The sequence below is a fragment of the Streptomyces sp. NPDC092370 genome (genome assembly GCF_044755265.1).
Taxonomy (GTDB): domain Bacteria; phylum Actinomycetota; class Actinomycetes; order Streptomycetales; family Streptomycetaceae; genus Streptomyces.
In genome coordinates, this window is record NZ_JBIVQO010000009.1 from 57114 (window position 1) to 81129 (window position 24016).

The 24016-nt window shown below is 73.2% G+C and carries 24 protein-coding genes; 15 read left to right on the top strand and 9 right to left on the bottom strand.

The window, feature by feature from the left end:
• Positions 1-32 precede the first annotated feature (32 nt).
• Positions 33-1568 carry a cytochrome P450 gene (locus ACIQHQ_RS25500; RefSeq protein ID WP_402615472.1) on the top strand — a complete coding sequence of 512 codons (1536 nt, stop codon included), beginning with the start codon at positions 33-35 and terminating at the stop codon, positions 1566-1568.
• On the opposite strand, the gene ACIQHQ_RS25505 is transcribed toward ACIQHQ_RS25500, so the two are convergent.
• The gene (locus tag ACIQHQ_RS25505) at positions 1562-2542 is read right to left on the bottom strand and encodes an RluA family pseudouridine synthase (RefSeq protein ID WP_402615475.1); all 981 of its coding nucleotides are present in this window, start codon (positions 2540-2542) and stop codon (positions 1562-1564) included. The two genes, ACIQHQ_RS25500 and ACIQHQ_RS25505, sit on opposite strands and share 7 nt — an antisense overlap.
• A 75-nt stretch (positions 2543-2617) precedes the next feature.
• Between ACIQHQ_RS25505 and ACIQHQ_RS25510 the strand changes: the two genes are divergently transcribed.
• Positions 2618-3238, top strand: coding sequence for a GNAT family N-acetyltransferase (locus tag ACIQHQ_RS25510; RefSeq protein WP_402615478.1), 621 nt, complete (start codon positions 2618-2620; stop codon positions 3236-3238).
• Between the two features lie 6 nt (positions 3239-3244).
• Here the strand turns inward: ACIQHQ_RS25510 and ACIQHQ_RS25515 are convergent, their stop codons facing one another.
• On the bottom strand, positions 3245-4087 hold the full coding sequence (locus ACIQHQ_RS25515; protein WP_402615481.1) for a siderophore-interacting protein: 843 nt from the start codon (positions 4085-4087) through the stop codon (positions 3245-3247).
• Positions 4088-4166: 79 nt separating this feature from the next.
• Positions 4167-5096, bottom strand: coding sequence for a 5'-3' exonuclease H3TH domain-containing protein (locus ACIQHQ_RS25520; protein ID WP_402616035.1), 930 nt, complete (start codon positions 5094-5096; stop codon positions 4167-4169).
• Positions 5097-5631: 535 nt separating this feature from the next.
• Here ACIQHQ_RS25520 and ACIQHQ_RS25525 point away from each other — a divergent pair.
• Together ACIQHQ_RS25525 and ACIQHQ_RS25530 are read left to right on the top strand one after the other, a co-directional pair.
• Positions 5632-6195, top strand: coding sequence for a helix-turn-helix domain-containing protein (locus ACIQHQ_RS25525; RefSeq protein WP_402615484.1), 564 nt, complete (start codon positions 5632-5634; stop codon positions 6193-6195).
• Entirely contained in the window at positions 6192-6911 is a 720-nt protein-coding gene (locus ACIQHQ_RS25530; RefSeq protein ID WP_402615486.1) for a helical backbone metal receptor, read from the top strand. Before ACIQHQ_RS25525 ends, ACIQHQ_RS25530 begins: the two co-directional genes overlap by 4 nt.
• On the opposite strand, the gene ACIQHQ_RS25535 is transcribed toward ACIQHQ_RS25530, so the two are convergent.
• The gene (locus ACIQHQ_RS25535) at positions 6823-7974 is read right to left on the bottom strand and encodes a TDT family transporter (RefSeq protein WP_402615489.1); all 1152 of its coding nucleotides are present in this window, start codon (positions 7972-7974) and stop codon (positions 6823-6825) included. The two genes, ACIQHQ_RS25530 and ACIQHQ_RS25535, sit on opposite strands and share 89 nt — an antisense overlap.
• 70 nt (positions 7975-8044) lie before the next feature.
• On the opposite strand from ACIQHQ_RS25535, the gene ACIQHQ_RS25540 reads away from it, so the two are divergent.
• Positions 8045-8974 (top strand): LysR family transcriptional regulator, encoded by a 930-nt coding sequence (locus tag ACIQHQ_RS25540; RefSeq protein WP_402615492.1) that lies wholly within the window; start codon positions 8045-8047, stop codon positions 8972-8974.
• Positions 8975-9001: 27 nt separating this feature from the next.
• Here the strand turns inward: ACIQHQ_RS25540 and ACIQHQ_RS25545 are convergent, their stop codons facing one another.
• From ACIQHQ_RS25545 to ACIQHQ_RS25555, 3 genes are all read right to left on the bottom strand, one after another.
• Positions 9002-9676 carry a gamma-glutamyl-gamma-aminobutyrate hydrolase family protein gene (locus tag ACIQHQ_RS25545; RefSeq protein WP_402616038.1) on the bottom strand — a complete coding sequence of 225 codons (675 nt, stop codon included), beginning with the start codon at positions 9674-9676 and terminating at the stop codon, positions 9002-9004.
• A 37-nt stretch (positions 9677-9713) separates the two neighbouring features.
• Positions 9714-11159, bottom strand: a complete 1446-nt coding sequence (gene eat / locus ACIQHQ_RS25550) for an ethanolamine permease (RefSeq protein ID WP_402615495.1) — start codon at positions 11157-11159, stop codon at positions 9714-9716.
• Positions 11160-11312: 153 nt separating this feature from the next.
• A complete protein-coding gene (locus ACIQHQ_RS25555; RefSeq protein ID WP_402615498.1) occupies positions 11313-12053 on the bottom strand; it encodes a FadR/GntR family transcriptional regulator in 741 nt (246 codons plus the stop codon).
• Positions 12054-12151: 98 nt separating this feature from the next.
• Between ACIQHQ_RS25555 and ACIQHQ_RS25560 the strand changes: the two genes are divergently transcribed.
• The 4 genes from ACIQHQ_RS25560 to ACIQHQ_RS25575 are packed head-to-tail and all read left to right on the top strand — an operon-like array spanning position 12152 to position 16628.
• Positions 12152-13516: a glutamine synthetase family protein gene (locus ACIQHQ_RS25560; protein WP_402615500.1), complete on the top strand. Its 1365-nt coding sequence runs from the start codon at positions 12152-12154 to the stop codon at positions 13514-13516.
• An 8-nt stretch (positions 13517-13524) separates the two neighbouring features.
• Positions 13525-14898, top strand: coding sequence for an aldehyde dehydrogenase family protein (locus tag ACIQHQ_RS25565; protein WP_402615503.1), 1374 nt, complete (start codon positions 13525-13527; stop codon positions 14896-14898).
• A complete protein-coding gene (locus ACIQHQ_RS25570) occupies positions 14895-15680 on the top strand; it encodes a 3-oxoacyl-ACP reductase (RefSeq protein WP_402615505.1) in 786 nt (261 codons plus the stop codon). The genes ACIQHQ_RS25565 and ACIQHQ_RS25570 overlap by 4 nt, the downstream gene beginning before the upstream one ends.
• A 48-nt stretch (positions 15681-15728) precedes the next feature.
• A complete protein-coding gene (locus ACIQHQ_RS25575) occupies positions 15729-16628 on the top strand; it encodes a DUF2510 domain-containing protein (RefSeq protein WP_402616041.1) in 900 nt (299 codons plus the stop codon).
• A 12-nt stretch (positions 16629-16640) separates the two neighbouring features.
• On the opposite strand, the gene ACIQHQ_RS25580 is transcribed toward ACIQHQ_RS25575, so the two are convergent.
• A complete protein-coding gene (locus ACIQHQ_RS25580) occupies positions 16641-17843 on the bottom strand; it encodes an amino acid deaminase/aldolase (protein WP_402615507.1) in 1203 nt (400 codons plus the stop codon).
• Positions 17844-18111: 268 nt separating this feature from the next.
• On the opposite strand from ACIQHQ_RS25580, the gene ACIQHQ_RS25585 reads away from it, so the two are divergent.
• The 3 genes from ACIQHQ_RS25585 to ACIQHQ_RS25595 are packed head-to-tail and all read left to right on the top strand — an operon-like array spanning position 18112 to position 21734.
• Entirely contained in the window at positions 18112-19764 is a 1653-nt protein-coding gene (locus ACIQHQ_RS25585; protein WP_402615509.1) for a hypothetical protein, read from the top strand.
• On the top strand, positions 19761-20963 hold the full coding sequence (mycP, locus tag ACIQHQ_RS25590; protein WP_402615511.1) for a type VII secretion-associated serine protease mycosin: 1203 nt from the start codon (positions 19761-19763) through the stop codon (positions 20961-20963). Before ACIQHQ_RS25585 ends, mycP begins: the two co-directional genes overlap by 4 nt.
• 42 nt (positions 20964-21005) lie before the next feature.
• Entirely contained in the window at positions 21006-21734 is a 729-nt protein-coding gene (locus tag ACIQHQ_RS25595; protein ID WP_402615513.1) for an SseB family protein, read from the top strand.
• 10 nt (positions 21735-21744) lie between these two features.
• Here ACIQHQ_RS25595 and ACIQHQ_RS25600 read toward each other — a convergent pair whose 3' ends face one another.
• Positions 21745-22101 (bottom strand): DUF1844 domain-containing protein, encoded by a 357-nt coding sequence (locus ACIQHQ_RS25600; RefSeq protein ID WP_402615515.1) that lies wholly within the window; start codon positions 22099-22101, stop codon positions 21745-21747.
• A 396-nt stretch (positions 22102-22497) separates the two neighbouring features.
• On the opposite strand from ACIQHQ_RS25600, the gene infC reads away from it, so the two are divergent.
• From infC to rplT, 3 genes are all read left to right on the top strand, one after another.
• The gene (gene infC / locus ACIQHQ_RS25605) at positions 22498-23148 is read left to right on the top strand and encodes a translation initiation factor IF-3 (protein WP_402616044.1); all 651 of its coding nucleotides are present in this window, start codon (positions 22498-22500) and stop codon (positions 23146-23148) included.
• 108 nt (positions 23149-23256) lie between these two features.
• Positions 23257-23451 (top strand): 50S ribosomal protein L35, encoded by a 195-nt coding sequence (rpmI, locus tag ACIQHQ_RS25610; RefSeq protein ID WP_003977225.1) that lies wholly within the window; start codon positions 23257-23259, stop codon positions 23449-23451.
• Between the two features lie 98 nt (positions 23452-23549).
• Positions 23550-23933, top strand: a complete 384-nt coding sequence (rplT, locus tag ACIQHQ_RS25615; protein WP_003989074.1) for a 50S ribosomal protein L20 — start codon at positions 23550-23552, stop codon at positions 23931-23933.
• Positions 23934-24016: the final 83 nt, after the last annotated feature.

Below are 24016 nucleotides of genomic sequence, written 5' to 3' on the forward strand. Positions count from 1 at the left end.
CCTGGATTCCCTTCAGTTTCGGAGCGATCACTGTGACGCCTGAATCCCACGCCCCGACCAGTACGGACGACCTCCGGCCCGGCCCGCCCCCCGGCTGCCCCGCGCACGGCCTCGGGCCCGGGGGACTGCACCGGCTGCACGAGGCGGAGGACCTGGGAGCGCTGTACGAGCAACTGCGGGACCAGCACGGTCCCGTGGCGCCCGTACTGCTCCACGACGACGTGCCCGTGTGGATCGTCCTCGGCCACGCCGAGAACCTGCACATGGTGCGCTCGCCCTCGCAGTTCTGCCGGGACAGCCGTATCTGGACCCCGCTCAGGGAGGGCCTCGTCAAGCCCGATCACCCGCTGATGCCGCACATCGCCTGGCAGCCCATCGCCTCGCACGCCGAGGGCGACGAGCACAAGCGGCTGCGCGGCGCGGTCATGGGCGCCATCTCCACCATCGACTTCCGGAGTCTGCGCCGTTACATCAACCGCAGCACGCAGGCGATCGTCAACCGGTTCTGCGAGGCGGGCGAGGCGGACCTCGTCAGCCAGTTCACCGAGCACCTGCCGATGGCGGTGATGTGCGAGATCCTCGGCATGCCCGACGAGTACGACGACCGGCTCGTCGAGGCCGCCCGTGACGCGCTCAAAGGCACCGAGACCGCGATCGCCAGCCACTCCCACGTCATGGACGCCCTCAGCCGGCTCACCGCGGCCCGCCGCGCCCAGCCGGAGGAGGACCTCGCCAGCTATCTGATCACCCACCCGTCCCGGCTGAGCGACGACGAAGTCAGGGAGCACCTGCGCCTGGTGCTCTTCGCCGCCTACGAGGCCACCACCAACCTGCTGTCCAACGTGCTGCTCACGGTCCTGATCGACCCGCGCTTCCGGGCCCAGCTCAACGGTGGTCAGATGACGGTGCCGGAGGCGGTGGAACAGTCCCTGTGGAACGAGCCGCCGTTCAGCACGGTCTTCGCCTACTTCGCCAAGCAGGAGACCGAGTTGGGCGGGCAGCGCATCCGCCGGGGCGACGGGCTGCTCTTCGCGCCGCTTCCCGCCAACGTCGACCCGCGGGTGCGGCCGGACCTCAAGGCCAGCATGCAGGGCAACCGCTCCCACCTCGCCTTCGGCGGCGGCCCGCACGAGTGCCCCGGGCAGGACATCGGCCGCTCCATCGCCGACGTGGGCGTCGACGCGCTGCTGATGCGGCTGCCGGACGTCGAACTCGACTGCGACGAGGAGGAGCTGCGCTGGACGGCGTCCATCGCCTCCCGGCACCTGATGGAACTGCCGGTGCAGTTCTCGCCCAAGCCGCCGCAGGACGTGCAGGAGGTGCCGAACCACAAGCCGGTCACCGCGCAGCGCTCGGACTGGCAGATCGGCACCGCGCAGCCGCAGGCCGTACCGGCCGGGGCGCAGCCTCAGCCGGCCGCCGCACAGCCCCGGCCCCCGGTCGCCCAGCCGCAGCCCGCACCGGTGCAGCCCCAGCCGGCCCCGGTGCCGCCGCAGCCGGCCGTCGCGGAACCGCATGGCCGGGGGGGTGTCTGGCAGCGCTTCCTGAGCTGGTGGCGCGGCTACTGACCGTCCGGCGGGCCGTGGTACGTCCCGGCGACCCACCGGTCGTAGGACGCCCAGGCCGCGAGCGCCCGGCCGCTGCGGAACCGGTGCTCCACGCCCGTGACCGGGTCGGTGAACTCCAGGATCCGCGCCAGCAGTTGGAGCGGTCGCCGGAAGTCACCGGCCGGCACGGGGGTGGTCACCTCGGGGTAGAGGGGGTCGCCGAGGACCGGTACGCCCAGGGCGCACATGTGGACGCGCAACTGGTGGGTCTGCCCGGTGGCGGGCGTGAGCCGGTACCGGGCGAGTCCGCCCGGGTCGCGGTGTTCGACCAGCTCGACGCGGCTCACGGCGTTGGGCTCGCCCGGCACCTCCCGGGCGGTGAGCACCCCGCGCTCCTTCACGATCCGGCTGCGCACGGTCCGGGGCAGGGGAAGGGCGGGGTCGTACGGGGCGACGGCCTCGTACTCCTTGTGGATCCGGCGGTCGCGGAACAGCGTCTGGTAGGCGCCGCGCTCCTCGGGGCGCACGGTGAACAGCACGAGTCCCGCGGTGAGCCGGTCCAGGCGGTGCGCGGCGGTGAGCGCAGGGAGGTCCAGTTCGCGGCGGAGCCGGGCCAGCGCGGTCTCGGCGACATGGCCGCCGCGCGGGGTGGTGGCGAGGAAGTGCGGCTTGTCGGCGACGACGATGTGCTCGTCCCGGTGCACGACCTCCAGCGGGAAAGGCACCGGTACCTCGTCGGGCAGGTCCCGGTGGAACCACACGAACATCCCGGGCACATAGGGCGCCTCCGCCGCGACGGGCCGCCCGTCCGCCCCGACGATCCGGCCCGCGTCGAACATGCCGTCGACGACTCCGGCGCCCGCCCCGGAGAGCCGCTCCACCAGATGCTCGCGCACCGTGCGCCACGGCCCCGCGACGGGCAGCCGCACCCGCACCGGGTCCACGCCGTGGCGCTGCGGCAGGGGAGAGGGCGGGGTGGGGGTCTTGCGTCTCATCGCGGCCCAGCGTACGAGGCCGGTGCGCGGGAAAAACCACTGGGAGCACCGGCGGGTCCTTGTCAGGATGCGGGCATGCCGTTCCTCATCGGCCCGGTCCTGACCGCCGGGACACTCGCAGGCCGTCCGCAACCCACGTTTCCCGCCGACGGCGGACTCGTCCTGAGGCCCTGGCGGGCCGGGGACGCGCCCGCGGTGTACGAGGTCTTCCAGGACCCGGTGATGCACCAGTGGCACGCCCGCGCCGCGGACTCCGTGGCGGAGGTCACCGGCTGGATCCACGCCTGGCACCAGGCGTGGGAGGGCGAGCGGGAGGCGCACTGGGCCGTGGCCGGCGCGGACTCCGGCGCGCTGGTGGGCCGGGTGGCGCTGCGCGAGCTACGGCTCGACGACGGTACGGCGGAGGTGGCGTACTGGACCGCTCCGGCGGCCCGGGGCCGGGGCGTGGCGGCCCGCGCCACGGCCGCGCTCACCCACTGGGCTTTCGACGAGGCCGGTTTCCATCGGCTGGAACTCCTGCACGCGGTGCGCAACGAGGCGTCATGCCGTGTCGCGACCAGGAGCGGTTTCGCGCTGGAGGGCACCAAGCGCAGTGCCGTCCGGCAGCCGGACGGATGGCACGACATGCATCTGCATGCACAGGTGCGGGCCGGGGGGGATCAGCCGGGCCCGCGCACCGCGCCGCCCGGTGGCTGACCGCCCTCAGGCCGCGGACACGCTCTCCTGCTCCGCCTCGATCCGGGCGTTCCACTCGCGCTTGGAGGCCTGCCAGCCGTCCTCGTTGTGGCCGCGGCGCCAGTAGCCGGAGATCGAGAGGTCCTCGCGCGGGACGTGGCGCTCCACGCGGAGCAGATGGCGCAGCTGCTTGACGAAGTGCGCCTCGCCGTGGACGAAGGCGTGCACCCGGCCCTCGGGGAACGCCAGGCCCCGCACGGCCTCGACCAGCGCCTCGCCGCGCGGGCGGGCGCCGCGGTGCAGCCAGACGACCTCCACGTCCGAGTCGATCTTCTGTTCCTCCTCGGGGCCGGAGACCTCCACGAAGGCGAAGGCCCTGGCGCCGCGCGGCAGCGCCTCCAGGGCGCAGGCGATCGCGGGCAGCGCGCTCTCGTCACCCACGAGCAGATGCCAGTCGGCGTCCGGGTCGGGCGCGTACGCCCCACCGGGTCCCATGAAGCGCACCGTCTCGCCCGGCCGGACGCGCACGGCCCACGGTCCCGCCAGGCCCTCGTCGCCATGGATGACGAAGTCCAGGGTCAGCTCGCGGTGCTCGGCGTCCCACTGGCGCACCGTGTACGTCCGGGTGACCGGCCACTGTTCGCGCGGCAGCTCGTCCCGGACGCGCTGCAGGTCGAAGGGTTCCGGATAGGTCACGCCCACGGGCGGGAACAGCAGCTTCACATAGTGGTCGGTGCACGTGTCCGCCGAGAAGCCGGCGAGGCCCTCGCCGCCGAGCACCACGCGCTGCATGTGCGGGGTCAGCCGTTCGGTGCGGACGACCTGCGCGCAGTGGATCCGGCGCGGCTGGCGTCCCGGTCGCTCTGCCATGAGGACTCCCTGTCTCGCATAGTTAGGCTAACCTAAGTTAGCACCTCGTCCCCACTCCACACCTCTTGTGGCGAGGAAGTCACCGTGCGAGCGTCGTCAACAGGCGCTCCAGTGACCCACCCAGTCCCCAGCGGGCCGCCAGCGCCTGAAGGGCCTCCGGGTCGCGCGGCGCCCGCGGCAGCGCCGTCGAGACGTCCGGCAGGGGCACGTCGTCCGCTACTCGTACCACCTTCGGGGCGACCGCGAGATACGGACGCGCCTCGTCCAGCCGCCTGCGCTGCGTCGGAGTCAGTTTCGACCGCCGGTCCTCCACCGCCGCCAGAATCCCGGCCAGGTCCCCGAACTCCGCCAGCAGCTTGGCGGCCGTCTTCTCGCCGATGCCCGGCACGCCCGGCAGGCCGTCGCTGGGGTCGCCGCGCAGCAGGGCCAGATCCGCGTACCCGCTGCCGCCCACCCCATACTTCTCACGCAGCACCGCCTCATCGGTGTGCTGCAGGGTGCCCACGCCCTTCAGCGGGTACAGCACCCGCACCCCGCGGGCGTCGTCCACCAGCTGGTACAGGTCGCGGTCGCCCGTGACGATGTCGACCGGGCCCTTCGCCCGCGCGGTGAAGGTGCCGATCACGTCGTCCGCCTCGTACCCGGCGACACCCACCCGCGCGATGCCCACCGCGTCCAGCACCGCCTCGATGACCGGCACCTGCGGCGACAGCGTGTCGGGCACCTCCTCCTCGTCCGGCCCGGTCGCGTGTTCCTCGGCGACGCGGTGGGCCTTGTACGAGGGGATCAGCTCCACCCGCCACTGCGGCCGCCAGTCGGCGTCCATGCAGGCGACCAGAAGGTCCGGCCGGTGGTCCTTGACCAGGCGGTCGATGAAGTCGAGAAGTCCGCGCACGGCGTTCACCGGCGTGCCGTCCGGGGCCCTGACCGAGTCCGGGACGCCGAAGTAGGCGCGGAAGTACAGGGAAGCGGTGTCGAGGAGCATCAGTCGTCCGGTCACGCCACGCATCATGCCGTACCCCGCCGACAGCCACTCGCCGCTGCGCAACGCGCTGCGCCGTGCGCGTTGCGTGTAAGCCGCCCCGCATTTCGTTCGACGGCGGGATCGGGTGACGTCATCCCGGAGCGAGGCTGGTTGCGCATGTCGACCGCCGGCGCCCTGCCCTCGCCAGGCAGCACCCGGACATGGTGAACCGCATGACACCGCAGTAGGGTTCCGGGGTGGGACGCGCGACACGCCGCGTCCCGGCCCCACCCCCGGTCCCACGAGCGGGATCCGGACAACCACAGAGCGCCACGTCACACCCGAACCTCCTCTCGTGCCCTGATCCTCCGGCAGGCGCAAGACCTGCCCCGCCCCCGTCGTCGGCGGATCCCCTGGCGCGAAGTGTGAGGTCGTGCGGCATCCCGTATGACGTCGATGTGACGGGCGCATGAAACGGTTTGCCGGACATGCGTAGGGTGCAGACAACTCGACAGGAGCAGTGCGCCGGGACACCGTCGCACGGGGAGCGGATCGACGGGCGAAGGAGGGAGCCGGAGCGATGGGCGACCACAAAGAGCAACCTCTTCGGGTGGGTGCGGCCGTGCGCCGGCGGCGCCGCGCGCTGGAGCTCACCCTCGCCGTCGTCGCCGCGCGCAGCGGCCTGTCGGTCCCGTTCCTGAGCCAGATCGAGAACGACCGGGCACGCCCCAGCACCGGCTCCCTGGAGAAGGTCGCCGACGCCCTGCGCACCACGGCGGTGGAACTGCTCGCCGCGGCCGACCCGGCGTGCAGCGTGGACGTGGTCCGCGCCGACGGCACCGAGCCGCTGCCCCGGACCCGGTCCCTCGTGCGCGGGCATCACCAGATGCACGCCTCCGAATTCACCGGCGACCATGACGCTGGCCGTGAACTCCAGTACCGCAACGACCAGTTGATGTACGTCGCCGACGGCGCCGTGGAGATCGAGGCGGAGGGGCGCGCCTACCGCCTGGGCCGCGGCGACACGCTGTACCTCACCGGCGGCGTACGGCACCGCTGGCGGGCGGCGGAGTCGGACACCCGCGTGATCGTCGTCGCGGTGGCGGAGCACATCGAGGCGGTCCGGGACCGGCCGCGCCGGTGAGGGCGGTCTCGCTCGTCCCCTCGCTGACCGAGGCCGTGGCCCTGTCCGCGCCCGGAGCCCTGGCCGGTGCCACCGACTGGTGCACGCATCCCCCGGACCTGGACGTCGTGCGCGTCGGCGGCACGAAGAACCCCGACACCGGCAGGATCTTCTCCCTCGCGCCCGACCTGGTGATCGCCAACGAGGAGGAGAACCGCGCGCCCGACCTCCAGGCCCTGCGGGCGGCGGGCGCCGAGGTCCTGGTGACGGAGATCCGCGACGTGCCGCAGGCCTTCCGGGAACTGGCCCGGGTGCTGGACGCCTGCGGGGTGACGGCCCGCCCGCGCTGGCTGGACGAGGCGGAGGCCGTCTGGTCGTCCCTGCCGGAGCCCGGGACGCGGCGGAGGGCGGTCGTGCCGATCTGGCGCCGCCCGTGGATGGTCCTGGGACGCGACACCTTCGCGGGCGACGTCCTCGCCCGCCTCGGCGTCGACCTCGTGCACGCGACCCATCCCGACCGCTACCCCCGCGTTGCGCTGGAGGAACTCCGCGCCTCGGCACCGGATCTGGTGGTCCTCCCCGACGAGCCGTACCGCTTCACCGCCGGCGACGGCCCCGAGGCCTTCCCCGGCCTGCCCTGCGCGCTCGTCAGCGGACGGCACCTGACGTGGTACGGACCGTCACTGGCCGAGGCGCCGCGGGTACTGGGCCGGGCGCTGCGAGCAGCTCACCCCTGAACAGCCCGCGTACGGTGCCCGCGACGGCGGTCCCCCACGCCGCGACCAGCACCGCGTACAGCACGACCGCCGGACCCGCGTAGGCGATGAGCCCGGTGTCGCGTCCCAGGGCCTCGGCGGCGGTGACACAGGTGCCGACCGGGAAGGTGAACGACCACCAGGTCATCGAGAACCGCATTCCGTGCCGCAGCGCACGCAGCACCAGGGCGGTCGCCAGGAAGAACCACAGCAGCGCGAACCCCATGGCGGGCACGCCGTAGAGCACGGCCAGGATGCCGAAGCCCTCGCCGTACGGCTCCGGCACGACCCCGGGAGCGACGTCCGCGAAGGCGCCGACGGCCGTGGCGGACTGCCCGAGCGGGCCCAGCACCAGGAACAGCGTCGGGGTGAGGGCGAGGGGCAGCGGCCCGCCGGTCACCAGACGCGCGAAGACCAGCGGCAGCATGACCAGGGTCGCGAGCAGGCTGAGCCCGAACAGCGCGAAGCAGAACAGGAGCAGCGTCTCCCGGGCCTGACCGGGCGGCAGATGCGGCACCAGGAGCGGCCCGACGGCGGCCGACACCATGGGCGCGACGAGCGGCAGCAGCCAGACCGGAGTGGCCTGCCCGGGCTCCACCCGGTGCCGTACGGCCATCAGATACGGCACCGCGACAGCCGCCGCGACTCCGAGGACCGTACCGGCGGTGAACAGCACCGCGTCGAGCGCGACGGCCGCCCGCAGGCCGATCCAAGTCCGGCCGACGGTGAGGGCGCCGCCGCCCACGGCCAGCAGGGCCATGGCGAGGCAGCCGTAGAACGGCGCCGTCGCCGGGTCGAGGAGGTGGGCGCGTGCCTGGTCCCGGTGCCGGCTCCAGTGCGCGGCCCGCCCCGCGAGGAGGGCCAGGAGCAGGAGGAACGACAGGGCCCACACCCCCGTGAGCACGCCCCGCAGCCCCGGGACGTGCGGTGGGAGGGCCGCGCCGGCGGTGGCGACGACGGCGGTGCCCATCACGGTGGCGTACCAGTTGGGTCCGAGGTGGCGGACGGAGAGCGGGTACGTGAGGGGCTGGGCTGCGGTGACCATGTCTCCACGGTGGGGCCGGGTGAGGCGCACCACCAGGGAGCCCGCCTCTATGGCGACATAAGCTGGGTTTATGAGCAACGCGGATGAACAGTCCGGGCCCTCGGCCGCCGGGACCCTGGCGCACCGGGTGCCGGATCTGGGTGCCCTGGAGCTGCTGCTCGCGGTGGCGCGGCTCGGCAGCCTCGGTGGGGCGGCGCGGGAAATCGGCATCACCCAGCCCGCGGCCAGCAGCCGGATCCGGTCCATGGAGCGGCAGCTCGGCGTGGCGCTGGTGGACCGGTCACCGCGGGGGTCCCGGCTCACGGACGCCGGGGCGCTGGTGACGGACTGGGCGCGGCGGATCGTGGAGGCCGCCGAGGCGTTCGACGTGGGGGCGCAGGCACTGCGCGTGCGCCGCGACTCCCGGCTGCGGGTGGCCGCGAGCATGACCATCGCCGAGTACCTGCTGCCCGGCTGGCTGCTCGCGCTGCGCGCACAGCGGCCCGACACGGCGGTGTCGTTGCACGCGGGGAACTCGACCGTGGTCGCGGAGCGGCTGCTCTCCGACGAGGCGGACCTGGGGTTCGTGGAGGGGCTGTCGGTGCCGGCCGGTCTCGACTCGGCGGTCATCGCCCACGACCGGCTGATAGTCGTGGCCTCGCCCACGCACGCGTGGGCGAGGCGGCGGCGTCCGCTGGCCGCCGGCGAACTGGCGACGACCCCGTTGATCCTCCGCGAGAAGGGCTCGGGAACGCGTCAGGTCCTGGACGCGGCGCTCGGCGGGCTGGCCCGGCCGCTGATCGAGCTGTCCTCCACGACGGCGGTGAAGGCGGCGGCGGTCAGCGGGGCGGGGCCGGCGGTGCTGAGCGAACTCGCCGTGGGGGAGGAGCTGGCGATGCGGCGGCTGGTGCGGGTGCCCGTGGAGGGGGTGGCCCTGGCGCGGGACCTGAGAGCGGTGTGGCCCACGGGGCATCGCCCCACGGGCCCGGCGCGGGACCTGCTGTCGCTGACGCGGGGATGACCCCCCTGGCGCGTCCCGTCCCCTGTGTCAGGCGCCGGAAGCCGCTTCCATCAACGCCCGCATCACTCGTACGTCCTCGCCCATCTCCGGATGCCACTGCACACCCAGGACCCAGTCGGCGGAGGGCAGTTCCACCGCCTCCACCGTCCCGTCCGCCGCGTACGCCGACGGGACGAGGCCCGCGCCCAGACGGTCCACCGCCTGATGGTGGTACGTCGGCACGAACGTCTCCTCCGGCACGACAGCGGCGTACAGGCTCCCCGGCACCGGCTTCACGGCATGCCCCCCGAAGACGCCCACGACCTCGGCGTGACCGTCGATGTGCTGCACGAGCGTCCCCCCGAGAGCGACGTTCAGCAGTTGCATCCCCCGGCAGATGCCCAGCAACGGCACCCCGGCCCGCAGTGCCGCCTGGATCAGCGCCAGCTCCCACGCGTCGCGCTCCGGCGCCGGCGGTCCCGTCCGCGGTTCGCGCTCCGCCCCGTAGCGCACCGGCTCCACGTCCGGCCCGCCCGCGATGACCAGCCCGTCCAGGCGGGCGACGGCAGCCGCCGCGTGCTCCGGGTCGTCCGGCGGCAGCATGGCGGCCAGGCCGCCCGCCCGCTGCACCAGCCGGGGGTAGCCGACCGGAAGCAGGGCGGCCTCCAGCTCCCACACGCCCCACCGCGCACCTGATTCCAGATAGGTGCTGACCCCGATCAACGGCCTGCCCACGACAACTCCCTCACCGCTCGACGCCTCAGTCCCGTGCCAACTCTGCCTCGGCCGCCGCCAGCGCCGCGAACTCCTCCTCCGGCGCGCTCGCCACCAGCCGCTTGCGGCTGTACAGGCCGAAGTACCCGACAGCCACGGCGTACACCGCCAGCGCGATCAGGGCCGCCGTCACGTCCACCAGGAACGTCGCGACCAGCGCCGCGCACGCCAGGACCAGGGCCACCGAGGACGTCAGCACCCCGCCCGGCGTGCGGTACGGCCGCTCCAGCTCCGGCTCCCTGCGGCGCAGCACGATGTGCGACAGGGACATCAGCGCGTAGGAGATGGTCGCGCCGAAGACGGCGATGTTCAGCATCCGCGCGCCGTTGCCCGACACCGCCGCAAGCAGGAAGCCGATCGTGCCGGGCACCAGCAGGCCCAGATACGGGGCCTTGCGGCGGCTGGTCAGCGACAGGAAGCGGGGCAGATAGCCGGCGCGGGACAGGGCGAACAGCTGGCGTGAGCCCGCGTAGATCAGGGAGAAGAACGACGCCACCAGACCGGCCAGGCCCGCGTAGTTCACGATCCGGCTGAGGGTCGTCGCCTCGCCGTTCGGCTGGAGCGCCTCGACCAGCGGGTTGCCGGCCTCCTGGACGGCCGCGGAGCCGCGCGCGCCGGCCGCCGCGAAGAACGTGACCACCGCCAGCACCACCAGGATCCCCATCGACCAGCGGATCGCCTTCGGCAGCGTACGGGCCGGCTCCCTCGTCTCCTCGGCGGCCAGCGGCACGCCCTCCACTCCGAGGAAGAACCACATGCCGAAGGGGAACGCCGCCCAGATCCCGAGCAGGCCGAACGGCAGCCAGGAACTCGATCCCGCGGCGGAGGAGTCCACCGGGATGTCGTCCAGCGACGCGAAGGAGAACTCGGGCAGCGCCGCCAGCGCGAACACGATCAGCGCGACCACCGCGATGCCGGTCACGACGAAGCTGAAGCGCAGCGCCTCGCCGACGCCCCACAGGTGGATGCCGACGAAGATCGCGAAGCAGATCAGGTACATCGGCCAGCCGGACTCCAGGCCGAACAGGCCGAGCGACTCGACGTAGTCACCGATGAAGATGACGATGGCGGCCGGCGCGAGGACGTACTCGATCAGGATCGCCGTGCCGGTCAGGAAGCCGCCCCACGGGCCGAGCGCCCGCCGGGCGAAGCCGTAGCCGCCGCCCGCCGTGGGCAGGATCGAGGACAGCTCGGCGAGCGCGAAGACCATGCACGTGTACATCGCGCCCATCAGCACCATGGCGATCGCCAGACCCCCGAAGCCGCCTTCGGCGAGGCCGAAGTTCCAGCCCGAGTAGTCGCCGGAGACGACGTAGGCGACGCCGAGGCCGGTCAGCAGCACCCAGCCGGCGCTGCCGCGGCGCAGTGCTCTGCGTTCCAGATAGTCGTCGCCCTCCGGGGCGGCGGGTGTGACGGTGGGTTCCTGGGACATGGGCTGACTCCCGACGGGGCGGCGGCGGTCACGGGGACGAGCGTGCTACGGCTCAATGGAATGGAGCCATACCTTTGCGGTGCCGACCGGGGGAAGGCAAGACCCGTGCGTTAATCGCCCGTAAAACCTCACCGCGCCGCGACACCGTCCGGCTCAGCCGAGGAAGCCCCGCAGCAGCGCCGCCGTCCCCCCGCAGTGCTCGCGCGCGATCTCCCGCGCCTGGTCGGCTTCGCCCTCGATCACGGCCTCCACCAGGGCGGTGTGCTGGCGCTGGGAGTGCTCCAGGTTGCGCACCAGCAGCGGGATGCAGTCGAGCAGGTCGTTGACCGTCGCGCGGACCGCCGCGTACTGGGCGGTGAGGGTGGGGGAGCCGGACAGCTCGGCGATCGTGAGATGCAGCAGCGTGTCCAGGCGGCGGTACTCGGCGAGCGGCGCGTCGTGCGTGCGCGCCAAGGCCTCGCGCAGCCGGTCCGCCTGCTTGCGCTCCAGTCCGTGCGCCGCGCACAAGCCGGCCGCGCCCACCTCCAGCACCTCCCGGAACCGCAGTACGTCCTCTATGTCGACCTCGGCGATCCGGCGCCGCAGCTCGTCCTCGCCGACGGCGTCGGCGCGCGGCAGCACGAACGTGCCGCCGTACCGCCCGCGCCGCGACTCGACGAGCCCTTGGTCCTGGAGCACCTTCAGCACCTCGCGCAGCGTCACCCGGCTGATCCCCAGCCGCTCCGCCAGCTCCCGCTCGGCCGGCAGCCGCTCGCCCCCCGGCACCAGGCCCAGCCGCACGACCTGCAGGATCTGCTCCAGCGCCTCCTCGAAGCCGTTGCCCGCGCGCACCGGTCGCAGCACCGGCGTCAGCCCGTCGCGCTCCACCCAACCGCCGTCAGCTTCCTCCGGCATGTGGCCGCACCCCCTTCCCAAGCAATGGTTCTCCGCAATACCTTATGGCTCCCGGCGGATCCAAGGCAGCGGATCCAAGGAGCCTAGGAGGCCGTCCCGTGGCAGACCGCACACCCCCGCTGAGCGTCGAGGAACTGCACACCCTCGTCGCGGGCGGTGAGATCGACACTGTCGTCCTGGCCTTCCCCGACATGCAAGGGCGACTCCAGGGCAAGCGGTTCGCCGCACGCTTCTTCCTCGACGAGGTCCTGCGGCACGGCACCGAGGGCTGCAACTACCTGCTCGCCGTCGACACCGAGATGAACACCGTCGACGGCTACGCGATGTCCTCCTGGGACCGCGGCTACGGCGACTTCGCGATGCACCCCGACCTCACCACCCTGCGCCGCGTCCCCTGGAACGCGGGCACGGCCATGCTCCACGCCGACCTCGCCTGGAGCGACGGCTCCCCGGTCGTCGCGGCCCCCCGGCAGATCCTGCGCCGCCAGCTGGAGCGCCTCGCCGAACTCGGTTACACCGCCCAGGTCGGCACCGAGCTGGAGTTCATCGTCTTCAAGGACACCTACGAACAGGCCTGGGACGCCGGCTACAAGGGCCTGACCCCGGCCAACCAGTACAACATCGACTACTCGGTCCTCGGCACCGGCCGCATCGAGCCCCTGCTGCGCCGCATCCGCAACGAGATGGCCGGCGCCGGCCTCACCGTCGAGTCCGCCAAGGGCGAGTGCAACCCCGGCCAGCACGAGATCGCCTTCCGCTACGACGAGGCCCTGGTCACCTGCGACCAGCACTCCGTCTACAAGACCGGCGCCAAGGAGATCGCCGCCCAGGAGGGCATGTCGATCACCTTCATGGCCAAGTACAACGAGCGCGAGGGCAACTCCTGCCACATCCACCTCTCGCTCGCCGACGCCGACGGCACCAACGCCATGGCCGGCGACCTCGAAGGCGGCATGTCCGAGGTCATGCGCCACTTCCTCGCCGGCCAGCTCGCCGCCCTGCGCGACTTCTCCCTCCTCTACGCCCCCAACATCAACTCCTACAAGCGGTTCCAGCCCGGCTCCTTCGCGCCGACCGCCGTCGCCTGGGGCCAGGACAACCGCACCTGCGCGCTGCGCGTGGTCGGCCACGGCCGCTCCCTGCGCTTCGAGAACCGACTGCCCGGCGGCGACGTCAACCCCTACCTCGCCGTCGCCGGACTGGTCGCGGCCGGACTGCACGGCATCGAACAGAAGCTGGAGCTGCCCGAACCCTGCCCCGGCAACGCCTACGCCGCCGACCTCGACCACGTCCCCACCACCCTGCGCGAGGCCGCCGAGCTCTGGGAGCACAGCCCCATCGCCCGGGCCGCCTTCGGCGACGAGGTCGTCGCGCACTACCGCAACATGGCGCGCGTCGAACTGGACGCCTTCGACGCCGCGGTGACCGACTGGGAGCTGCGCCGCTCCTTCGAACGTCTGTGAGGCCCTTCTTGTCTTCCGAGCACCTTCTGGGAGTACTGAACCCCGCGACCGAGGAGGTCGTCGCCGCCGTCGCCGGGGCGAGCCCTGCCGACGTCGACGCGGCCGTCACCCACGCCGCCAGGGCACAGCGGATCTGGGCCTCCCTCGCCCCGGGCGACCGCGCCCGCCTCCTGCGCCGCTTCGCCACCACCGTCGACGAGCACCTCGAGGAACTGGCCCGCCTGGAGGTCCGCGAGGCCGGCCACCTCATCGGCAACGCCCGATGGGAGGCCGGCAACGTCCGCGACCTGCTGGACTACGCGGCCGGGGGAGTGGAGCGGCTCACCGGCCGGCAGATCCCGGTGCCCGGCGGCCTGAACGTCACGATCCTCGAACCGCTCGGCGTCGTCGGCGTGATCGCGCCCTGGAACTTCCCCATGCCGATCGCCGCCTGGGGCACCGCCCCCGCCCTCGCGGCCGGCAACGCCGTCCTCCTCAAGCCCGCCGAGACCACGCCGCTCACCGCGCTGCGCCTCGCCGAACTCGCCCTGGAGGCCGGGCTCCCCGAGCACCTCTTCCAGGTCCTGCCGGGACGCGGCGACATCACGGGCGACGCCCTGGTCCGGCACCCCGGAGTCGCCAAGATCGTCTTCACCGGTTCGACCCGGACCGGGACGCGCGTCGCGGCCCTCGGCGCCGAACAGGTCAAGCCCGTCACCCTCGAACTCGGCGGCAAGAGCCCCAACATCGTCTTCGCCGACGCCGACCTCAAGACCGCCGTCGACCCCTTCTCCTTCCTCGACAACTCCGGTCAGGACTGCTGCGCCCGCACCCGCGTCCTGGTCCAGGAGTCCGTCTACGACGAGGTCCGCGAGCTGCTCGCCGAGGCGCTGGCCGCCGTGGTGGTGGGCGACCCGGCCGACGACAAGACCCAGATGGGCCCGCTGATCTCCCGGCAGCAACGGGACCGCGTCCGCGCGTTCGTACCCGCCGACGCCCCGGCCCTGCGCGGCAGCGCACCCGAAGGCCCGGGCTTCTGGTTCCCGCCCACCGTCCTCACCGGGGAGAGCCCCGACTCGGCGGCGGCCTGCGAGGAGATCTTCGGCCCGGTCGCCGTCCTGCTGCCCTTCACCGACGAGCAGGACGCGATCCGGCTGGCCAACGGCACCCCCTACGGCCTCTCCGGCTCCATCTGGACCCGGGACGTCGGCCGCGCCCTTCGCGTCTCCCAGGCCGTCCGCGCCGGCAACCTGTCCGTCAACTCCCACGCCAGCGTCCGCTACTGGACCCCGTTCGGCGGCTACAAGCAGTCCGGTGTCGGCCGCGAGCTCGGCCCCGACGCCCTGGCCGCCTTCACCGAAACCAAGAACGTCTTCATCAACACGGAGGGCCCCGCACAGTGACTGCCCAGGAAAACATCTGCCGCCGCCTGGTCGGCCGTACCGCCGTCGTCACCGGAGCGGGCAGCGGCATCGGCCTGGCCGCCGCCCGCCGTCTCGCCTCCGAGGGCGCGCACGTGGTCTGCGGCGACGTCGACGAGGCCCGTGGCAAGGCCGCCGCCGAGGAGACCGGCGGCACCTTCGTGAAGGTGGACGTGACCGATCCCGACGAGGTCGAGGCGCTCTTCAGGACCGCTTACGACACCTACGGCAGCGTCGACATCGCCTTCAACAACGCCGGAATCTCCCCGCCCGACGACGACTCCATCCTGGAGACCGGCCTGGAGGCCTGGAAGCGCGTCCAGGAGGTCAACCTCACCTCCGTCTACCTGTGCTGCAAGGCCGCCATCCCCTACATGCGGCGCCAGGGCAAGGGCTCGATCATCAACACGGCGTCCTTCGTCGCCAGGATGGGCGCGGCGACCTCGCAGATCTCGTACACGGCCTCCAAGGGCGGTGTCCTCGCCATGTCCCGGGAACTGGGCGTGCAGTTCGCCCGGGAGGGCATCCGTGTGAACGCCCTGTGCCCCGGCCCGGTCAACACGCCCCTCCTCCAGGAGCTGTTCGCCAAGGACCCCGAGCGGGCCGCGCGCCGCCTGGTGCACATCCCGCTGGGCCGGTTCGCCGAGGCCGAGGAGATCGCCGCCGCCGTCGCCTTCCTGGCCAGCGACGACTCCTCCTTCGTCAACGCCACCGACTTCCTGGTGGACGGCGGGATCGCGGGGGCGTACGTCACACCCCTGTAAGCCGGTGTCCGGCGGGTCCGGTTCGCGCCCTACAGTGCCGGGATGAGCATGACGCCTCCGCCCGGCTGGTATCCCGACCCGCACCCCCCGCACCTCCAGCGCTGGTGGGACGGCACGGCCTGGACCGAGCACCGCCGAGCGCCCGAGGCCCCCGCCACCCCGCCGCCAGGTGGTGGCCCCGGCCGCACGAAGGTGGTCGCCCTGACCGCCACGGGCGTCGTCCTGGTCGCGGCGATCGTCACCGGAGCCGTCGCCCTCGGCGGGGGCGACGGCGGCGGCGCGGAGACCAGGACGGCCCCCACCCCCGCCGGCGAGCCCACCTCGGGCTCGCCGGAGCCGACTCCCGAGGCGTCCGCATCCGAGCCGTCCGCGGACGACCCCGCGCTCGTCGAGGACCAGCTCAACGGCATCACGTTCCCGCTGCTCGACGGCTGGGTCCGCCCCCAGCACGTCGCCCAGGACGACGTCGTCATGACGACCGACGGCACCTACGACTGCCCCGGCGGCGTGGGCCTGTGCCGCCACGGCATGGTCTTCTCCCGCACGGTGACCAAGAACGACGAGAAGTCCCCCGAGGCCCTCGCCGAGGCGGACATCTCCGAGGCCGCCGACGAGGCCTACGACCGCGACACGCTCGGCCGCGAGCTCTACGGGGGCATGACGTCCCACCAGGTCGTGAGATCCGGGCCGGTCGCGGTGGCGGGCCGCGCCGGGTACCTCGTGCGCTGGCGCGTCACGACCGCCAAAGGGCCGGGCGGCTACGTCCAGTCGCTCGTCTTCCCCTCCAGCGTCGGCACCGAGTCACCGGTCCTCGTCCGTTACGTCTTCGACGCCGGCGAGGACGGACCGCCGCTCGCCGACATGGACCGCGTCACCAAGGGCATCCGCCCGTTCGGCGACGCGGACACGGGCGGCGGCGTCGGCAGCAGCATCGGCCCGGCGGACTGACGCCCCACAGGCCTACAGGAACGTCCGGCCCTCGCCGCGGTAGGTCGGCACGGTCGCCGTCACCGCGTCACCCTCGACCAGGTGCAGCCGGTCGAACCGCTCGCACAGCTCACCGGCCTTGGCGTGCCGGAACCACACCTTGTCCCCGATCAGCAGGTCGTCGGCGGGCGAGCCGAGCAGCGGCGTCTGCACCTCACCGGCACCCTCCTGCGGGTCGTAGCGCAGCCCCTCGGGCAGATACGGCACCGGCGACCGGTCGGGCCCGGCCGCGCCCGAGGCGGGGTACCCACCGCCGAGGACCGTCACGACCCCGACCCCCGGCCGCCTCACCACGGGCTGGGCGAAGAGGGCCGCCGGACGGCCGCTGAACGACGTGTAGTTGTCGAACAGGCGCGGCACGTACAGCCCCGACCCGGCGGCGATCTCCGTCACCGCGTCCTCGGCCGCCGTGTGCTGCACCGAACCGGTGCCGCCGCCGTTGACGAACTCCAGACCCGGCACGACGGCGCGCACCGCACGCACCACCTCCGCGCGTCGCTCGGCGAGTTCGCGCCTGGCGGCCGCCTGCATCAGCCGGATCGCACGGGAGCGCAAAGGACGCCCGGCCGGCGCGTCCCCGACACCGGCGACATGTCCCTCGTACGCCATGAGCCCCACGACCTCGAAGCCGGGGCGCCGGGCCACCGCCCGCGCCACGTCGGCCACCTCGGCGGGGGAGTGCAGCGGCGAACGCCGGGCCCCGACCCGCACCCGCCCGCCGAACAGCCTCAGGGAGGTGTCCAACTCCAGGCACACGCGCACCACTTCACGCCCGCCGCCCCGGGAGGCGTCGATCAGATCCAGCTGGGCCACGTCGTCGACCATGACGGTCACGGCGGCGGCGAGCTTGGGGTCACCGGCGAGTTCGGCGTACGCCGCGCGGTCGGCGGACGGGTAGGCGAGCAGCACGTCCTCGAACCCCGACCGGGCCAGCCACAGCGACTCGGCGAGGGTGAACGACATGATCCCGGCGAAGCCGTCCCGGGCCAGGACCCGCTCCAGCAGCGCCCGGCAGCGCACGGACTTGCTGGCGACCCGGACGGGTTTGCCCCCGGCGCGGCGGACCAGATCGGCGGCGTTGGCGTCGAAAGCCTCCAGGTCCACGATCGCGAGAGGGGCGTCGAGATGGGCGGTGGCCCGGTCGTAACGGGCCCGGTCGGCGGCGCGCGCAGTCATGAACGCAGCCTGCCAGACCGGATTACCGCTGGGTAGGGGGATGTTCCGGGCAGATGCCCCGGCCTCGCGGACTGGTTCCCGTTCGCCCAGGAACAAGCCGTAGAGTGACGCGCACGTACGGCGGACGACGCCGGCCGGGGATCCGCGCCGGGATGACGCTCCGTTCGTACGGGTATGTGTGCCCGGGACGATCGGCGTGCCGGGCCTCGGGCAGGCGACACCGGCCCGGGCGAGACGAGCGGCCCGGGCATGAGGAAACGGGGGGTGCATGAGCACGCAAGCGCGGCGCGCCTCCTTCCCCCCACGCCCCACCACCCCACCCCGCCCGCCCCACCCCCCGGCCGCGCCCGAGGACCCGGCGCCCGACGAGCAGGACACCCCGGGCACCGCCTCCGGCCCCATCGCGAGAGCGGAAGCCACCCCGCCCCGGGCGGGCGGCGCGCAACCCTCCGACCGGCCGAACGGCCGCCCCCGGTTCCCGCACCTCGGGGCCGCGAACCCCGCTGCCGCCGCACCCCGGCGCACCGAGTCCGTCGCACCGCCCCCGCCCCGCGCCTCCACCCGCTTCCCCGACGCGCCGCCCGGCGTCGGCCGCGAGACGCACCCCGACGCCGCAGCACCAAACTCCCCTCCGCGGCCGCGCCACCTCCCGGGCTCGCCCGGCCGGGCGGAGCGTTCAGGCAGCCCGGAGGGGCCCACGACCCAGACGTCCGGCAGGCCGTTCCGTCTCTCGCCCGACCCCACGGACGCCCCGGCCGGGGCGCAGCCGGAGACGGCCGGCCGGCCGTTCCGCCTCCCCACGCCCCGCCGCACCGGCGCCCCCGGCGAGCAGGTGTCCGAGACGACCGGGGGCCTGCGCCGGATCCCCGCCGCCCCCGCGCCGGACGAGCCCGCCCGGCCTCCCCTCCACCCGGCCGCGCAGAGGACGACGGCCGTACGCCCCGGCCCCCCGCCGCGCCCGGCACACGAGCCGGCCGCCACCTCCACCGCTGGCGACGCGACCGCCGGACGCGGCACGCGCCTGCCTCCGGCTCCCACCCGACCGCCCTGGAACCCCGCCCCGGTCTCTCCCGATCCCGCCCTCTCCTGGAGCGCCACGCGTCCTGTGGTGTCGTTCGGTGAGCCCGAGGGCTACGACGGCGACGCCCGGCCCCGGCCGCTCGGCGGGCGCGGCGCGTCCCAGGCCGCCGCGGCCGCCGTCTGCCTCGTCCTCGGGCTGGGCCTCATCTCGGGCGCGGTCACCGGCAGTTGGCTCGTGGGAGGCTCCGGCAAGGACGGCGCGCCCAGCACCTTCGCCGCGGCGGGGAGCCTCTGGCACAGCGTCCCGGTCGACCAGCTGTTCCCGCCGACGGTGCAGGGCAAGGGCGCCGGTCCCGGCGGCGCCGACCGCACCTGGACCCGCATCGCCGTCGCCCCCGACAGCGGCTGCAAGGACGCCTTCGACCCGCTGCTGCGCAAGGCCCTCGCCCCGGCCGGCTGCGAACGCCTCCTGCGCGCCACCTACACCGACGCCACCGAGAGCTACGTGACCACCGTGGGCCTGCTCTTCACCACGGCCGACGCCCCCGGCATGACCGCCCTCGCGAACCGTTTCAGCAACGAACGCCTGGACCGCCGCAGCGACCTGATGCCCCTGCCCTACGCCGCCGAGGGCACGCCGGCCGCCGGCTTCGGCCCCGGGCAGCGCGCCTCCTGGACCATCTCGGTGCTCACCGAGGCACCCGTCGTCGTCTACGCCGTCTCCGGCTGGGCCGACGGCCGCAGCGTCGACGACCCGCAGCCCGCCGGGGACGCCATGGAGGCCGGTGCCACCAGCGCCGCCGCCCAGGCCGGCCTCGGCAACGAGGCGCAGGGCCTCGCGGACCGCGTCGAACGGGACTTCCGCAGAAACGTCCGCTCGGCCTCGGAGCAGCCGTCGTGAACCACACCCGGGCCGGAAAACCCGCGCGCAGGCCGTCCCGCAAGGCCGCCGCCCTCGGCGTCCTGCTGACCGCCGGCCTCGTCCTCCTCCCCGCCGCCACCGCGCACGCCGACGGCATCCGCGCCCAGCAGTGGGCCCTGGAGGCCATGCACACCGAGCGGGCCTGGCAGATCACGAAGGGTGAGGGCGTCACCGTCGCCGTGCTGGACACCGGCGTCGAGGCCGACCACCCGGACCTGTCCGGCAACGTCCTGCCCGGCAAGGACCTGGTCCGCTTCGGGGCCGAACCGGGCGACCGTGCCTGGGCCCGGCACGGCACCGCCATGGCCGGCATCATCGCCGGCCACGGACACGGCCCGGGCAACGCCGACGGCGTCCTCGGCATCGCCCCCGAGGCGAAGATCCTCCCGGTCCGCGTCATCCTGGAGGACGGCGACCCCTCCCGCGCCAAGGCCCGCAGCACCCGCGGCAACGCCCTAGCCGAGGGCATCCGCTGGGCCGCCGACCACGGCGCCGACGTCATCAACCTCTCCCTCGGCGACGACTCCGCCTCCGCGCACCCCGAACCCACCGAGGACCAGGCCGTCCAGTACGCCCTGAAGAAAGGCGTGGTCGTCGTCGCCTCCGCCGGCAACGGCGGGGAGAAGGGCGACCGCATCTCCTACCCGGCCGCCTATCCGGGCGTGATCGCCGCCACCGCCGTCGACCGCGCCGGGACCCGCGCCCCGTTCTCCACCCGCCGCTGGTACGCCACCGTGAGCGCTCCGGGCGTCGACGTCGTCATCGCCGACCCCGACCACAAGTACTACGAGGGCTGGGGCACCAGTGCCGCCGCCGCCTTCGTCTCCGGGGCCGCCGCCCTGGTCAGGGCCGCTCATCCCGACCTGACCCCGGCCCAGATCAAATCCCTCCTCGAGGACACCGCCCGCAACGCTCCCGTCGGGGGCCGCGACGACTCCCGCGGCTTCGGCTTCATCGACCCGGCCGCCGCCATCGAGGCCGCCGGCCGGCTGAAGCCGGAGGGCCTGCGCTCGGCGTCCTACGGCGCGAAGTACTTCGGCAGCGGCCCGGACGCCGCCGCCTCCGACGACGGCACCGCCGACTGGGCCGCCCCCCTCGCGGGCGGTGCCGGCGCCGTCCTGCTGGTCGCGGCGGTGGTCCTGTGGCGGGGCCGCCGTACGGGCCGCGCAGACGTCTGAGCCGCCGCCGGTGGGGCGCCCCCGGGCCGATAGGGTCGACGAGTGGCGAACAAGAACATCCCGGACCCCGGCTTCTCCGACGACGACGGCTCCGCCGACCCCCGGCTGAGCGCGGCACTCGCCGCCTGGTCCGCCGACCGCGGCGCGCTGGGCCCGGTCCTCGACGCCCTCAAGGGCGCCCGGCTGCTCGTGCCCGTCGTGGCCGTGCTCGGCGAGGTCGAGGAGGACGAGCGGGGACTGCGCCGCGAGAAGACCAGCGACATGGCCGTACCGACCCTCAAAGCCGGGAAGCGGACCGCCCTGCCCGCCTTCACCTCCACGGACTCCCTCGCCCGCTGGGACCCGGCCGCCCGCCCCGTCGCCGTACCGCTGCACCAGGCGCTCCAGGCCGCCGCGCACGAGAAGGCGGACACGATCGTGCTCGACCTGGCCGGACCGGTGCCCTTCGAGCTGACGGGCCCCGCCCTGCTCGCCCTGGCAGAAGGCCGCGCGAGCACGGACCCCCTCGCCGATCCGGCCGTCGTCGAGGCCGTGCGGAACGCCGCGGCCGCCGAGCCCGCCGTCCTGCGCGCCCATCTCGGACCGGGGCGGGCCGACGGCACCCTCGCCCTGGTCCTGGACCCGTCCGCGGCCCCCGCCGAAGCCGCCCGGGCCGTCGCCGAGCGCCTGGCCGCCGACGAAACACTGAGGGCCCGCCTGGTGCGCGGCCTCGACCTGGCACTGCTGCCGGCCGAGGCGACGCCCCCGGGCGAGCCCCTGTTCGTGCGCTGAGGAGGCCGGGCTAGCCGTAGACCGGGCCCGTGTACTTCTCGCCCGGGCCCTGGCCCGGCTCGTCCGGGAGGAGCGAGGCCTCGCGGAACGCCAGCTGCAGCGACTTCAGGCCGTCGCGCAGCGGAGCCGCGTGGAACGAGCTGATCTCGGTCGTGGAGGCGTCCAGCAGACCGGCCAGCGCGTGCACCAGCTTTCGGGCCTCGTCGAGGTCCTTGTGCTTCTCGCCCTCCTCGGTCAGACCGAGCTTCACGGCGGCCGCGCTCATCAGGTTGACGGCGACCGTCACGATCACCTCGACGGCCGGGACCTCGGCGATGTCGCGGGCCATGGCGTCGAAGTCGGGGGACTCAGGAGGGGTCTCACTCATGCCCCACACGATAGGCGCAGGGAGCGCATCCTCCCCACGGGACCCCGGTACGCCCCGATTGGCCGTCCCTGGCCATTACTGGTAACCTCATGTAACGACCGGTCGGACACGTATGCCTCACAGCCCGCGAGCCCGGCCCACAAGTGGAGGCTTTCGAACTCCCACCCGATCACCCTCAGGGCGGCGGGTCACCGGTCAGGCGGTCCCGTCCCAGTGGCGGCGTTCCGTCCGAAAGTGTGCCCCGCGGCTTCCCGCGGCGGTGCTCCGGTAGTTCGAGGAGCCCCGCCTGGGATCGTCCGGGGCATTTTTGTTGCTCCGGCGCGGTTAGGTCTATCGAACACAGACGTTAACGCGGCCGTCCGCCAGACTGCCGCGTGGTGCTACCGAGGAGGATCCATCAGCGCCGAGCCCCGCATCAACGACCGGATTCGCGTTCCCGAGGTGCGACTTGTCGGTCCCAGTGGCGAGCAGGTGGGCATCGTCCCCCTGGCCAAGGCACTGGAGCTTGCGCAGGAGTACGACCTGGACCTGGTCGAGGTGGCGGCGACCGCCCGTCCGCCTGTGTGCAAGCTCATGGACTACGGGAAGTTCAAGTACGAGTCGGCCATGAAGGCCCGTGAGGCGCGCAAGAACCAGGCGCACACGGTCATCAAGGAGATGAAGCTCCGGCCGAAGATCGACCCGCACGACTATGACACCAAAAAGGGTCACGTCGTTCGGTTCCTCAAGCAGGGCGACAAGGTCAAGATCACGATCATGTTCCGTGGTCGCGAGCAGTCCCGGCCCGAGCTGGGCTACCGACTGCTGCAGCGTCTCGCGGAGGACGTGGCCGATCTCGGTTTCGTTGAGTCGAACCCGAAGCAGGACGGCCGAAACATGATCATGGTTCTCGGTCCGCACAAGAAGAAGACCGAGGCGATGGCCGAGGCTCGCCAGGCGCAGGAAGCCCGCAAGGCGGAAGCGAAGGCCAACCCCGGCAAGTCGCAGAACGCCGCGGAGTCCGAGGCGCCGACTGAGGAGCCCGCCGAGGAGCACGCCGAGGCGTGACTCCCCGGGACGCCAGTCCCAGGAAGCAACCGAAACAAGACGACGCTCCACCGTGCCCGGTTTCGCGACCGGGCACCGGAGCGCCACCGACGAGGAGAGAACGGCGCTATGCCGAAGAACAAGTCGCACAGCGGTGCCAGCAAGCGCTTCAAGATCACCGGCTCCGGCAAGGTGCTGCGCGAGCGCGCCGGCAAGCGCCACCTGCTCGAGCACAAGTCGTCCCGCGTGACGCGTCGCCTCACGGGCAACGCCGAGATGGCCCCGGGCGACGCCGCGAAGATCAAGAAGCTTCTCGGCAAGTGACGTCCCGGCGCGCGAGCGCCGTACGGACGCCGGACCGGGACCCAATCGATTTCGGGTCGTGTGAGCACCCCCACGACCCCGCTACAAGGAGTTAACTAGTGGCACGCGTCAAGCGGGCAGTCAACGCCCACAAGAAGCGCCGGGCGATCCTCGAGCAGGCCTCCGGCTACCGCGGTCAGCGCTCGCGCCTGTACCGCAAGGCCAAGGAGCAGGTCACCCACTCGCTGGTCTACAACTACAACGACCGCAAGAAGCGCAAGGGCGACTTCCGTCAGCTGTGGATCCAGCGCATCAACGCCGCTGCCCGCGCCAACGGCATGACCTACAACCGCTTCATCCAGGGTCTGAAGGCCGCGAACGTCGAGGTCGACCGCAAGATCCTGGCCGAGCTGGCCGTCAACGACGCCGGTGCGTTCGCCGCGCTCGTCGAGGTCGCCCAGAAGGCGCTGCCGAGCGACGTGAACGCGCCGAAGGCTGCGTGACACCGGCTCGAGCCGATGTGACTGAAGGACCCGCAGGCCGGACGGTCTGCGGGTCCTGCTGTGCAGCTACCGAGAAAGCGAAC

Coding starts and splice junctions, on each gene's coding strand:
- ACIQHQ_RS25600 (WP_402615515.1), bottom strand. CDS start 22,101: ATGAGTGAGACCCCTCCTGAGTCCCCCGACTTCGACGCCATGGCCCGC.
- ACIQHQ_RS25535 (WP_402615489.1), bottom strand. CDS start 7,974: ATGGTCACCGCAGCCCAGCCCCTCACGTACCCGCTCTCCGTCCGCCAC.
- ACIQHQ_RS25580 (WP_402615507.1), bottom strand. CDS start 17,843: ATGACTGCGCGCGCCGCCGACCGGGCCCGTTACGACCGGGCCACCGCC.
- ACIQHQ_RS25540 (WP_402615492.1), top strand. CDS start 8,045: ATGAGCAACGCGGATGAACAGTCCGGGCCCTCGGCCGCCGGGACCCTG.
- ACIQHQ_RS25525 (WP_402615484.1), top strand. CDS start 5,632: ATGGGCGACCACAAAGAGCAACCTCTTCGGGTGGGTGCGGCCGTGCGC.
- rpmI (WP_003977225.1), top strand. CDS start 23,257: ATGCCGAAGAACAAGTCGCACAGCGGTGCCAGCAAGCGCTTCAAGATC.
- ACIQHQ_RS25585 (WP_402615509.1), top strand. CDS start 18,112: ATGAGCACGCAAGCGCGGCGCGCCTCCTTCCCCCCACGCCCCACCACC.
- eat (WP_402615495.1), bottom strand. CDS start 11,159: ATGTCCCAGGAACCCACCGTCACACCCGCCGCCCCGGAGGGCGACGAC.
- ACIQHQ_RS25515 (WP_402615481.1), bottom strand. CDS start 4,087: ATGGCAGAGCGACCGGGACGCCAGCCGCGCCGGATCCACTGCGCGCAG.
- ACIQHQ_RS25555 (WP_402615498.1), bottom strand. CDS start 12,053: ATGCCGGAGGAAGCTGACGGCGGTTGGGTGGAGCGCGACGGGCTGACG.
- ACIQHQ_RS25575 (WP_402616041.1), top strand. CDS start 15,729: ATGACGCCTCCGCCCGGCTGGTATCCCGACCCGCACCCCCCGCACCTC.
- ACIQHQ_RS25520 (WP_402616035.1), bottom strand. CDS start 5,096: ATGCGTGGCGTGACCGGACGACTGATGCTCCTCGACACCGCTTCCCTG.
- ACIQHQ_RS25505 (WP_402615475.1), bottom strand. CDS start 2,542: ATGAGACGCAAGACCCCCACCCCGCCCTCTCCCCTGCCGCAGCGCCAC.
- ACIQHQ_RS25510 (WP_402615478.1), top strand. CDS start 2,618: ATGCCGTTCCTCATCGGCCCGGTCCTGACCGCCGGGACACTCGCAGGC.